This window comes from Microcoleus sp. AS-A8, assembly GCA_039962225.1.
GTDB lineage: Bacteria > Cyanobacteriota > Cyanobacteriia > Cyanobacteriales > Coleofasciculaceae > Allocoleopsis.
Map to the genome: position 1 here is coordinate 278177 of JAMPKV010000003.1, position 12544 is coordinate 290720.

Consider the following 12544-nt stretch of genomic DNA (forward strand, 5'->3'; position numbering starts at 1 on the left):
GTGGCAAAAATTCTGCCAAAGTCCCCTTTTTAAGGGAGAGTTAGGGGGAGCTAAATCGGAGGGGAGAGTCAAGAAAACACAGGCTACCGAGTTCGCACACCAGGGAGCATCACGGCTCAAGTTACTGCAAATTTTTTGCATATCCTCTCTTCCCTGAAGAGATATAGAAATAGAGGCTGGAAAACGCCATCCATTAAGCCCTGAAGAATATGGTAATGTCTGACGATAAGAGGCCAAGCGTCTACGCACAAGTGACTTCCAGAATTGACAAAGTAAAAGTCTATGCGGCGGGTGCAACGGTTACCCGTGTCGCCGACTTACAGCTAGGCGCAGGCGAAATCCCAGAACATGTTGAAATGGCGGGATTACCTCTAGCACTGGATGATAGCAGCGTTCGGGTGCGTGTGGAAGCAGAGTTGGATGTGAGTACGGCAATTGCCACCGATGTTCGGATTGGTTTAGCTGTTCCCCCCCGCCAAGCGGTACAAAATTCACCAACTGATGAGGAAGTGCGGGAAGCGAAGGCTGAGGTACAACGCATGGAGGATGCGATCGCTTTAATTGAAAATGAAATTGCCATCCTCTATCAGTTAGATGTACCAGAACGCCCCGATGGGGAAAAAGGGAAAGCTCCCCCGCCTTCGCCCCTGAGTGCTAGACTCGCCTTGACTAACTTTAAGGACGAACAAGTTCGTGCCCGCATCCAAGAAAAGCGGGAAACGGAGGAAAAGTTACGCCAAGCGAGGGAACATCTCAACGACTTACTGCAAAAACAGGCTCGTGCTTCTTCTGCCAGGGAGGTTCGTCCCCATGAGCTTCGCAAGACAGCGGTTGTCCGGTTGAGTTACCAGGATGAAGTCAGTACGCTGGCAGGGCAACGGTTAATTGTAGAGTATTTTGTTCCTGGGGCGCGTTGGACACCCACTTATATTTGCCGTCTCGATAGTGCGGGAAATCAGGCAACACTAGCAGTACGAGCCTTAATTTGTCAGCGCACGGGTGAGGATTGGTCGGGAGTAAGCTTGGAACTTTCTACGGCTCAACCCTTAGCTTGGTGTGAGTTGCCGGAGTTGCCCTCTCTACGGCTTGGGCGTGCTCAACCCAGGTTAAAAAAATCGGGCTGGCGTCTTCCTCCAGTTGGTGCTGAGATTTTGTTTGAGGACTTTGATCGGCAGAAACAGGTAGCACTGTCTACTTTATCAGAACACTCTATCCTCACAGATATCTCTTCCCCAACCGTGCCACCGTTACCCGATTTGGCTATAGAAGTTGTGGAACCTCAGGGAATTGAGGCCACACAAGTCCCACAAAAAATGAGTCAGTCACTCTTGGATACACAAGAAATCTTTGAGAGAAGTCAGGAACTCCGCAAAGCTTCCTTATCCCAGCAGACGAGACGGCAGCGAGCCGAGTTAACAACCGATGAATCTTCTGCACCACTGGATGAATTTGATATCACCTTGATTTCTCCAGGCATGATCGACCCATTGCAAGAAGCCAGAAGCTTCAAGAGTATGCCTTCAGCAGCTCCCTCTTCACCAAGAGGCGCTTTCAGAGCCGAGAAATCTGTACAATTCCACGAATACCAACGAGCACAAGTGAGCGAAGAGGAAGACACTTTAACCAATCTGCTTGCCTATAGCTTAATGCGGATGGGAGCCGCCGATGAACCAACCCAACGCGGTAAGTTGTCCATTGAGCAACGGCAAGAAGTCTATTTAGAAATCCTCCAGCGCCGAAACGTTGTTGTTAGCTTCGATGTCATCACCGTAGTGCAACAGGCTGTATCTAATGCACAAAATTGCAGTTTCGTCCATCTTCCTCCTGGCGGGATTAATGTGCGAACAGTTGCAGGTTCCTTTGACTATGCTTACAACGCTGATGGACGAGTGGATGTCCCTTCAGATGGTGAATTTCATTCCGTCGCCCTGACGAGCAACTCGACAGACGTGGATTTGCGCTATGTGGTGGTGCCCCGCGAGGATACCAACGTTTTCCGCATTGCCCAACTCAAGAACCCGCTACAAGCCCCCTTACTCGCTGGCCCTGCGGATGTCTATGTAGATGGCGAGTATATTTTATCGACTAATATTACTACAGTGCCACCCAAGGGACAGATGGAGTTAGGTCTGGGGGTTGAGCAAGCCATCAAAGTAGCCCGGAACACGAGTTATCAGGAAGTTCGTTCCGGTGAAACCCTTGTTGCTTTTAACGAATTGCGCCACAACATTCAAATTGATATTGCCAACCGTCTACCCAGAGAGGCTCGAATTGAGGTGCGGGAACGAATTCCCATCCCTGACGCAGATGCCAAGGTTGACGTGCAAATTGATCGCGTCTCACCTGAGTGGGAGAAATATGAACAACAGGAACGCGGTACACCGATTCGCGGAGGTTATCGCTGGCGAGTGCAAGTGCGTGGTGGTGAGCAAACAAAGCTAGCGTTACAGTACACCATTAAGACGTTTGTGGATAGTGAGCTCATCGGTGGAAATCGACGGGAATAACTGAGTCTTTGGCGCAATTACTTGAGCGATGTTGTGTTGAAGTAAAAATCGAGCATCTACTAGGGACATTCGCTATGCAGTCGGAACACCTACAACAAATCATGGACTATTACATTGAGGATGCTCAAAACCATCTTGCTATCATCGAGCATCATTTATTGAAGTTGCAAAGTACGATTGAAGACCCAGAAATCGTGAGTGAGTTATTCCGCGCTGCACGTTGCGGAATTGTGGGCGGAGCTAACTTGCTACCCATCAGTAGCCTTTATATCAACAGCATTCATAAAACGGGTTTTTGCTTAGTCGATTGTCTGAAAGTTATCCAGCAACAGGGTTCGATCAAGATTGACCAAAAGCTAAAAGACCTATTAATGCAGGTGTTTTACCGCCTCAAATCGTTAATCGAACAACTGCGGCAGCCCTCTAACTTAAAGGATGATCAAGCTAAGCAAGTGATATCAGAAATCGAGCCAATTCGGGCAGCTCTTGTGGCACACCTTCATGGATTGAGCCATCAATCGCGAGGTAAAAATCGGCTAGAAGTTGGCAGAACGAAGTGTTGTAATGTTAGCGACGTAACTCTACAAGAGTCAGCACATATCGCGTCCGATTTGGACGAGGACATTCCCTCTCTAGAAGACTTGGAATCACTCTTCGACGAACTCTTCCTCGATAATGCTTCAAACTAATTTAGCCCTCAGCAGTCAAGACGAACTGTAATCCAGAGGAAACAATATTCATGATGCAAGCCATTGGGCAATCGCCAAACACCATTCAACAACTCACCCTCGATGCACCGGTATCAATCGTCACGCTCCTAGAAGACCGCGCCTTAGTGCGGCGAGTGGGTCAAGTTAACCTAACACAAGGATTATGGCGAATTAAAGTCGAGAACGTTGCACCCGTACTTTCCGATAAATCGCTACGTGCCGAATTTACTGGAGACTATCCAGGGGCAAGAATAGACGATGTTCGCGTTCGCCGTCAGATGCGAGTGTTGGAGGAGGAACGACCCGAAGAAATTAAAGCCTTGTTGGCAGAATTGCGATCGCTGCAAAACACCTTCGACAATCTTACCGAAGACCGCCAACATCAACAGTATTCCTTTGAGCAAGTTTGCACCATCTTGGCGCATAGTTTGCAGGAACTCCCCATCGATGCCGTTTGGGGACAACTCGACCCCAAATCTTGGCGTGACCAATTTCAAACCTTATTTAAGCAGTTGCGCGAACTGCGTGGCGAAATTTTGAACGGTTATCACAATCAGGAAAAGTTAAGGGAGCAGATTAATGACTTAGGCAGCCGAATCCGCGCCCTGTCCAGCCCTGAACTGCTCTACACTGCCCACATCGAAGCCGATTTAATGATTTCTCAAGCAGGAGACTATGAAATTGCTTTCGACTACGTGGTTCCCAATGCAATGTGGCGACCGTGGCACCAAGCCCGTCTGCTGTTACAAGAAAAGCCCTCTCTCTCCTTTCGCGTCGATGGTTGTGTATGGCAGCGCACTGGTGAAGATTGGAATAATGTGGATTTAGTCTTTTCCACCGCCCGTGCTTCCCTGGGTACTGAACCCCCCTTACTTGCCGATGACCCGTTGAATGTGCGGGAAAAATCCAAACAAATTACCTTAGAAACTCGTGACCAAAAAATTCAAACTATCGGACTCGGTGCAGGTGCGACACCGGGTACCGTTGAGCTACCAGGTGTAGATGATGGCGGTGAAGTCCGCAACCTACGACCTACTAATAAAGCGACGATTCCCTCTGATGGTCGTCCCTACCGGGTTCCCATCTTCTCTTTCTCCTCAGAAGCAGAGGTGGAGTATGTCTTGATGCCAGAACTGTCGTGTCAGGTTGTCCTTAAAAGTGAGCAGACGAATACCGCCCAATTCCCCATTCTGGCAGGGCCAGTGGATTTAGTGCGCTCATCCGAGTTTGTCGGCAAGACATCGCTCGGATTTATCGCACCGGGCGAGAAGTTTGCCTTAGGCTGGGGGCCAGATGGGGCGATGCGTGTGCAACGCACGACAACCCAGAAAAGGAAACAAGACCATCTCACGAAGTGGAATAGCGTCACAACTACGATTCAGTTATTTCTCTCGAATATTGGAGCAGAGTCAAGGACGATTAAAACCACAGAACGCGTACCCGTTTCGGAGTTGGAGCAGGTCAAGGTGGAAATGATTGCGCCAAAAACCACAGACGGCATCCAACCGGATGAGAATGGCTTCTGTACGTGGAATTTCACCCTAGAACCCTACTCTCAACTTCAGGCGACTTTAGTCTATAAAGTTTCAGCCGCTCCAGAGGTTCAAGGCTTCTAAATGCTTCCAGGAGCCTAGTGATCGAAATCACATGCTCTGGCAGTATCCCGTCACCGGGATGAATTATTTGCCGTCACAAAAAAATAGCGTTAATTTCACGAACTGCAACAGGATGCCATCACTGTTGGAGGCAGAGTTTCGTGAGAAGTTGAATTTGTTAAGTACAACACAGTCTTCGCAGAGACAGTGAACGTGTACAGCCTTGCTTACGGGTCTTAGAGCTTCCTTAATCTATTCCCTCTAACGCAAAAGATCACAGACCGACTATGGCAACTTGTGCAATTACCGGGCTAAGTTATTTAGAAATTAAAACATTAATTCAATCTCTAAATAGTCTTCACTGGGAGACCGACTACGCGGAGTTTTGTCGAATCTTAGGCTTAAGTGAAGGTACATCCTATAGCTTGAATAAATATGCCCAGTTTGAAGAATTGTGCAAAGCTTTGAACAATTTTAATATTCCTACATTACTTAAGCTGATAGAAGCAGGTGCAATCGCTGACCAACAACCCAAGGGCGCAAGTTTCTGGGGTTGAGAGATGAGCATAAAGATTGTAGTACTCATCAAATCTTTACATCATTTCATGGAAGCTTCACAGATACTTGTCGTTATATCACAAAAACTAAGTGATAGGGATAACAGAGGGAATGACCAAAACTAACAGGGGAAATTACCTATGTGCCTAGCACTTGTTGTAGACGACGACCCAACCCAACAACTCATCATCTCCAAACTGCTCAAAAAGATTGGGCTAGATGTAATTGTGGCGAATGATGGCGTCGAAGCACTGGAGCGAGTTCAATCTACCTCTCCAGTACTGGTAATTTTAGATATTCTTATGCCACGAATGAATGGCTATGAGGTTTGTCAACGACTAAAGTCGAATCAAAGAACTCAGCATTTACCTGTGTTAATGTATTCTGGGCAAGAACAAGAGTTTAACGCTTTGAGCAAGGGGAACAAGTCTGGAGCTGATGCTTACCTCTCTAAGCTTTGCCATCATCAAGAACTGATCAACACCATTTATCAGTTGTTACCAAAAAAAAAGAAATCAGTACCTTAGATTGAACCTACTTGTTAGATTGAGTCCAGTGCATTGCTTTGTCCAAGGTCTGGTTGGTAGGATTCTCTAACTAGGGCAATCAAAGAGAGCTACTTGGCCATCAAGGCTGTCACTTGCTGTAATAACTGTACAGGTTCGACAGGTTTGAGCAAGTAATCATCAATAAATGCACTAAGTTCGTCTTCTTGGTCTTCAGTGATGGTGGACATGGTTAAAGCGAGAATTTTGATTTGTTGAGTGGAAGGGGAGTTACGTAGGCAATGGGTGATCTCATAACCATCCATACCCCGTAATTGCCAATCGACAATTACAGCATTGGGTTGGAGCAATTCAATTTGCTGGAAGGCTGTGGAACCATCAATCAGCCAGACAACATGGTAACCTGCGGCGGTGAGAATTTCGCAGATCGACGTCGCACTTTCTTCCTGATCTTCCACTAAGACAATGCTGCCTTGAACTATGAAATTGTTCTTTTGAAGAGCAGCGTCTTTGCTGGAGGTAGAAGAAGCTAAAGGTTGATTGGGCAACCAAACTGTAAAATAAGAACCCTCACCCACTACAGATTCAACTTCAATACGTCCTCCGTGGAGTTCTACCAACTGTTTCGTCAACGCTAAACCCAGACCTGTTCCTTCATAGTTGCGCTGATATACCGTTTCTAACTGCTGAAACTTTTGAAAAAGTAAAGGTAGGTGTTCTTCGGCAATACCGATACCCGTGTCTTCAACTTGAAAGACAACCCAATTCTGCTCTCGCCAGATCCGTAAAATAACCTTACCCCCTGAGGGAGTAAATTTGATGGCATTGCCTAAGAGATTAAACAAAATTTGCTTAACCCGGCGTTGATCGGCACAAAAGCGATCTTCCTGCCGCAGTGTGCCGTTCATACCATGTGATTTAACTTGCAAATCTATTCCCAACTTGAGTTGACGAAGGTCGGCTTTTTCTTGAAAAGTTCTGATTGTTTGGTGAGCCAAGTTGCTCAGAGAAAACTCGCTGATGTTCAAAACAGCTTTCCCTGCCTCCACTTGAGATAAATCCAAAATATCGTTGATCAGCTCTAATAAGTGTTCCCCACTTTCTTGAATCGTTTTCAAATAGCGTCGCTGTTTTTGCAAAGGAACTTGTTGTGTGCCTTCCTGACCAAAAGACCAGCGTAATAGCGTCGCCGACATCCCAATCACACAGGTCAGAGGCGTCCGTAATTCATGACTCATTGTAGCCAGGAATTCACTCTTCGCTCGATCAGCGGCTTGAGCGGCTTGCAAGATATCGCGAAGTTCTTGTGTGCGCTCGATTACTCGTCGTTCGAGAGTCGTTTTTTGCTGCTGTAACTGAGCATACAACTGGGCTTGGTGAATGGCGACAGCAAGATGTTCTGCAATCTGCTGGAGAAATATTTTTTCACTCTCTAGCCAATGGCGCGGCTGAAAACACTGGTTGGCAATGAGTAGCCCCCAGAGCTTTTCCTGAACGATAATGGGTGTAACTAACTTAGCGCGAACCTGATAACGTCGCATCAGGTCTAAGATGCAAGAAGACGCTGGGTAAGCAGCTTCGACATCATCAATGCTTAAAGTTAGTCCTTGGCCATATTTCGTTCTACAATTCGGTACCTTAAGTAAGCAATCTTCCTTTTCCACAAAATTCAGGACGGAAGAAATCGCATCGGAAGATCTAGCTTCGTAGGTAACACGACCCCAGTAGACTGTAGAGTTGAGGAGTGGCCCTTGAGAGGTAAGACGTAAATTTAATGATGCTGTCTTGTCTTGTGTTGAGGAAATGTCATCTTGGTAGATGGCAGAGACACAATTGAATTGATCAAATTGATAGATTAACAGTCGATCAACCTGGAGAAAATGTCGCAATTGCTCAACGGCTGTTTCCAGAATGACTGGTAACTCCAAGCTTTGGCGAATTTGGGTTGTGACCTGATTGAGGAGTCGTTCCTGCTCAATTTGTTGGCACAGTGCCTCCTCGACCAAGGGTTGACAGACGGCCACAGGGCAATCGGCGGAGTCACTGGTTTCAGCAGAAGCCAAGATTTCCAACAATGAGAGTGTAAATTCCGTCTGAAGGGTTGGATCATTCGTTCGCAGACGAGTCTGGGATTGATGCAGCTTGTTCAGGGCCATACGATGGTGGCTAGCACGATGACTCAGTTGGGTGAGGAAGGAAGCGATCGCCCTCGGCTCGAAGGTCAACCCAACCTGATACAATCTCGACTTAGCATCATACTCAGCCACCGACTCTGGCTCTTGCGGTTCCCCGACTAGAAGTACACTGAATCGTAATGACAGCAGAACAGCAAACCGCTGAGTCTCAGATTCCGGAGCCGTTGCGCTCTGAGATAGACTCTCATCGGTCAGGAGTAAAGCTCCCTCACCGAGTCTGGACTTCATCTGCTGTAATACCTGTTGCAGCCGCTCAAACATAGCCAATGGCAACGTTCGGCTGAATCTTGGATCACCCACTATAGGCATTGCTTTGGTCTATGTGTGACGCTTCTCTCCCTTCGTTGATGCTATTCGAGACTTGGTGACCCAGTTGTAATATATTCTTCAATCTTTATCATTAGCTTCTACCCGCAGACTAAAACAAGAGATAACACATTGCACTTGTCATTCGACGAAGCCAGAGGACAACACCATGCACCGTATCGCCGCAACGCCAGGAGGGTGGAACCCTCAAGCAGAAGGCGTCATTTTCATTGAACAGTCAGCAGCACCTATCGTTTTCCTTACAGCAGCGGACACAGATATTCAGACTCTGGCAGCATCAACATCTCAATTACCAGTGGGTTTCCCTGGACTACGGGTGGTCAATCTGTTGCAGTTGCAGCAGCAACTCACGATTGATACCTATGCAGAAAATGTCTTAGCGTCTGCTCAGATCATTATTTTACGGATCTTGGGGGGACGTGCCTACTGGTCTTATGGATTAGAAGTGGTGCTAGACACGGTGCAGCAAACGGGTGCTGCCTTGGTCGTACTGCCTGGAGATGACCGCCCCGATCCCGATCTCATGAGTCACTCTACAGTATCACTGGCAACTGTTAATCAGGTCTGGCGATATCTCACGGAAGGGGGTGTGGAGAATTTTGTGAATGCCCTTAAATTTGTTGCGGATGTCTGTCTGGAGCAAACTTACCATCCACCAGCGCCAAAACCTGTGCCTCGTGTTGGGCTTTATCAGGAGTCAGAGGTCAGGAGTCAGGAGCAAAGCACAAAGGCCAAAGTTGGGATTCTGTTCTACCGTGCTCATTACTTGGCGGGAAATACCACACCCATTGATGCACTTTGTCAAGCTTTAGCCAAGCGACAGTTGGAACCTGTACCTATATTTGTCTCTTCGTTACGTGACCCGGATGTGCAAGCGGAATTGTTGACGTATTTTCAGCCGCAAGAGGGTTCTGGAATTGAACTGTTACTTAATACAACCAGTTTTTCTCTAGCGAAATTGGACGCGGAAACCCCTCAGTTGGAGTTGTGGAAGCGTCTGGATGTGCCAGTGTTGCAGGTTATCCTCAGTAGCGGCACGGTAGAACAATGGGATTCTCAGTTTCAGGGACTTACAGCCCGTGATACGGCGATGAATGTGGCGCTGCCAGAGGTGGATGGGCGTATCATCAGCCGTGCGGTTTCGTTTAAGTCGGTGCAATCCTGGAACCCTGATTTGGAAACGGATGTGGTGGTTTATGAGCCAGTGCCTTGTCGGATTAATTTTGTCACTGATTTAGCAGCGAGTTGGGTACGATTGCGGCAAACTCCACCGGCTGAACGACGCATTGCTCTGATTTTGGCAAATTACCCGAATCGCGATGGACGCCTTGCTAATGGTGTGGGATTGGATACGCCTGCTAGCTGTGTGGAGATTCTGAAGGGGTTGCAGCAGGCTGGTTATCGGGTTGAGGATGTTCCGGAAACGGGGGAGGAGTTGATTGGGCGGCTGACGGCTGGGGTGACGAATGACCCGGAAGGGCGGGATTTTCGGTTGGTTAGGCAGGAGTTGTCTTGGGAAGAGTATGGGGGGTATTTTCAGGGGTTGCCTCCGGAGGTTCAGAGGGGTATTGGTGAGCGATGGGGGTTTGTGGGTGAAACGAACCACAGAGGCGCAGAGAACGCGGAGGAGGAGGGGAAGAGAGGGGATGGCTGTTCGGCGTTTGCAATTTCAGGGATTGAGTTGGGGAATGTGTTTGTTGGGATTCAGCCGTCGCGTGGGTATGATGTTGACCCTAGTTTGAATTATCATGCGCCGGATTTGGAGCCGACTCATGCTTATCTGGCGTTTTATTATTGGCTGCGGCAGCATTTTGGGATGCAGGCGGTGGTGCATGTGGGGAAGCATGGAAATTTGGAGTGGTTGCCGGGTAAGAGTGTGGCGCTGTCGGGTAAGTGTTATCCAGAGGTGGCGTTGGGGGCAATGCCTCATTTATATCCCTTTATTGTGAATGATCCGGGTGAGGGGTCTCAGGCAAAGCGTCGTTCGCAAGCGGTGATTATTGACCACTTGACACCGCCGATGACTCGTGCACAGTTGTATGGCCCGTTGCAAAAGTTGGAAGGATTGATGGATGAGTATTATGAGGCGCAAAGTTTAGATCCTAAGCGATTGGGTGTGATTAGCGATCGCATTACCCAACTCATCCTCCAAGAAAATCTCCACCAAGATTTAGGCATTGAAACCGACGAAATCCAAAACCCAGATTCCAATATCCAAAATCGGATTGATGGCTATCTTTGTGAATTGAAGGAAGCCCAAATTAGAGATGGTCTTCATATTTTTGGGCAATGTCCAGATGGGCGTCAATTGCGAGATTTGATTGTAGCTATTGCCCGTCACCCAGGGAATGACCGCATGGGTTTAACTCGTGCCTTGGCTCAAGATTGGGGATTGGATTTCGACCCACTTACGGCTGATTTATCTTTGGTTTTGGCGGGATATGCAGAAGATGGAGATAAAAGTCATCAAAGGGTTGGTGACGTGATTGAAGAATTAGAGCAACAAGCTGCTGATTTAGTAGAACAACTCATCCAAAATTCGCTCCCCCCCTACCCCCCCATAAAAAGGGGGGATTGCAATGTCCAAAATTCTTGGGGAGAGGCAACAAAACGAGAATTAGAATGGATATGCGATCGCCTGCTGCCTTCTTTGCAACAAACTAACCAGGAAATTACCCAACTGTTACGAGGATTGGATGGGCGATATATCGAAAGTGGGCCATCTGGCGCACCAACACGAGGACGCCCAGAAGTCTTACCCACAGGACGCAACTTTTATTCCGTTGATATTCGTGCGATTCCCACAGAAACAGCTTGGGCTGTGGGACGAAAGGCGGCTGAAGTTTTAATTGAGCGCTATACCCAAGAAAATGGTGAATATCCCAAAACTTTAGGACTCTCAGTTTGGGGAACCTCAACCATGCGTACTGGCGGTGATGATTTAGCGGAAGCATTAGCCTTATTGGGGGTTCAACCAATTTGGGATTATCCTTCGCGTCGAGTGGTGGATTTTGAAATCCTGCCCGTGTCAGTCTTGGGGCGTCCCCGTGTGGATGTAACGTTGCGAATTTCTGGCTTTTTCCGCGATGCCTTTCCTAACTTAATTAGTTTATTTGACCAAGCCGTTGTAGCTGTTGCCGCTTTGGATGAACCGCCGGAGGATAATCCTTTAGCTGCCCAAGTTCAGCAGGAAGCAGAGATGTGGCTATCCCAGGGGTTGAGTCAGGAGGAGGCAAATGTGCGATCGCGCTATCGTATCTTTGGCTCTAAACCCGGTGCTTATGGGGCTGGGTTACAAGGTTTAATTGAATCCCAAAATTGGACAGATGAGCAAGACATCGCCCGCGCTTATATCAATTGGAGTAGTTACGCCTACACGAGTACCCCCCCTATCCCCTCCTCACTAAAGCTCCGGTTAGCAAGGGGGGGAACTGGAGAAGTAGCAGTGCCCTCCTCTAATCAGGAACAAGTGGGGAAAATAGCTCCCCCCCTTAATAAGGCGGGGCTGGAGGGGGTAGCCGCACCTGAAGCCTTTAATCAACGCTTGAAACAGATGCAGATTGTATTGCACAATCAAGATAACCGGGAACATGATTTATTCGATTCTGATGATTATTACCAGTTCCAAGGTGGTTTAACGGCGGCGGTGCGGGCTTTAACGGGTAAGAATCCCACAATTTATTTTGGCGATCATTCCATTCCCGAAAACCCGAAAGTTCGGCAGTTACGAGAAGAAATTGCACGAGTATATCGTTCCCGTGTCGTCAATCCGAAGTGGATTGAAGGGGTAATGCGGCACGGTTACAAAGGTGCTTTTGAAATGTCAGCCACAGTCGATTACTTATTTGCCTATGATGCCACGACCTATTGTGTAGAAGACCATATGTATCAAGGTGTAGCCGAGGCGTATTTATTCGACCCAAAGGTGCAGGAATTTATCCAACAAAAGAATCCTTGGGCGCTGCGAGATATGGCTGAACGGTTACTGGAGGCCAATCAACGAGGGTTATGGAAAGAAGTGAAGGGGGAAGTTTTGGAGAAATTGAGAGCGATCGCACTGCAAGCGGAGGCGGTGATTGAGGGTACTCACGATCAATCATTGAGCTAATCGGTTGCTTATCCCACAACGGTTAGCTAGATTTTGAT

The 12544-nt window shown here is 47.8% G+C and carries 7 protein-coding genes; 6 read left to right on the top strand and 1 reads right to left on the bottom strand.

What is annotated here, in order from left to right; translation table 11 throughout:
- Positions 1-215: 215 nt before the first annotated feature.
- From NDI48_06755 to NDI48_06775, 5 genes are all read left to right on the top strand, one after another.
- A complete protein-coding gene (locus NDI48_06755) occupies positions 216-2507 on the top strand; it encodes a mucoidy inhibitor MuiA family protein (GenBank protein ID MEP0830909.1) in 2292 nt (763 codons plus the stop codon).
- Positions 2508-2581: 74 nt separating this feature from the next.
- Positions 2582-3196 carry a hypothetical protein gene (locus NDI48_06760; protein ID MEP0830910.1) on the top strand — a complete coding sequence of 205 codons (615 nt, stop codon included), beginning with the start codon at positions 2582-2584 and terminating at the stop codon, positions 3194-3196.
- Positions 3197-3246: 50 nt separating this feature from the next.
- Positions 3247-4833: a mucoidy inhibitor MuiA family protein gene (locus NDI48_06765; GenBank protein ID MEP0830911.1), complete on the top strand. Its 1587-nt coding sequence runs from the start codon at positions 3247-3249 to the stop codon at positions 4831-4833.
- Positions 4834-5099: 266 nt separating this feature from the next.
- Positions 5100-5369 (top strand): hypothetical protein, encoded by a 270-nt coding sequence (locus tag NDI48_06770; GenBank protein MEP0830912.1) that lies wholly within the window; start codon positions 5100-5102, stop codon positions 5367-5369.
- A gap of 141 nt (positions 5370-5510) precedes the next feature.
- A complete protein-coding gene (locus NDI48_06775) occupies positions 5511-5897 on the top strand; it encodes a response regulator (GenBank protein ID MEP0830913.1) in 387 nt (128 codons plus the stop codon).
- An 89-nt stretch (positions 5898-5986) separates the two neighbouring features.
- On the opposite strand, the gene NDI48_06780 is transcribed toward NDI48_06775, so the two are convergent.
- Positions 5987-8380 (bottom strand): ATP-binding protein, encoded by a 2394-nt coding sequence (locus NDI48_06780; protein ID MEP0830914.1) that lies wholly within the window; start codon positions 8378-8380, stop codon positions 5987-5989.
- Between the two features lie 166 nt (positions 8381-8546).
- Here NDI48_06780 and cobN point away from each other — a divergent pair, with 166 nt between their 5' ends.
- Complete coding sequence (gene cobN / locus NDI48_06785; GenBank protein MEP0830915.1) at positions 8547-12506, top strand: cobaltochelatase subunit CobN; 3960 nt, start codon at positions 8547-8549, stop codon at positions 12504-12506.
- Positions 12507-12544 lie beyond the last annotated feature (38 nt).

Excerpts from the sequence above, each read along its gene's own strand:
- NDI48_06755 (MEP0830909.1), top strand. The coding sequence starts at position 216 with ATGTCTGACGATAAGAGGCCAAGCGTCTACGCACAAGTGACTTCCAGA.
- NDI48_06760 (MEP0830910.1), top strand. The coding sequence starts at position 2,582 with ATGCAGTCGGAACACCTACAACAAATCATGGACTATTACATTGAGGAT.
- NDI48_06765 (MEP0830911.1), top strand. The coding sequence starts at position 3,247 with ATGATGCAAGCCATTGGGCAATCGCCAAACACCATTCAACAACTCACC.
- NDI48_06770 (MEP0830912.1), top strand. The coding sequence starts at position 5,100 with ATGGCAACTTGTGCAATTACCGGGCTAAGTTATTTAGAAATTAAAACA.
- NDI48_06775 (MEP0830913.1), top strand. The coding sequence starts at position 5,511 with ATGTGCCTAGCACTTGTTGTAGACGACGACCCAACCCAACAACTCATC.
- NDI48_06780 (MEP0830914.1), bottom strand. The coding sequence starts at position 8,380 with ATGCCTATAGTGGGTGATCCAAGATTCAGCCGAACGTTGCCATTGGCT.
- cobN (MEP0830915.1), top strand. The coding sequence starts at position 8,547 with ATGCACCGTATCGCCGCAACGCCAGGAGGGTGGAACCCTCAAGCAGAA.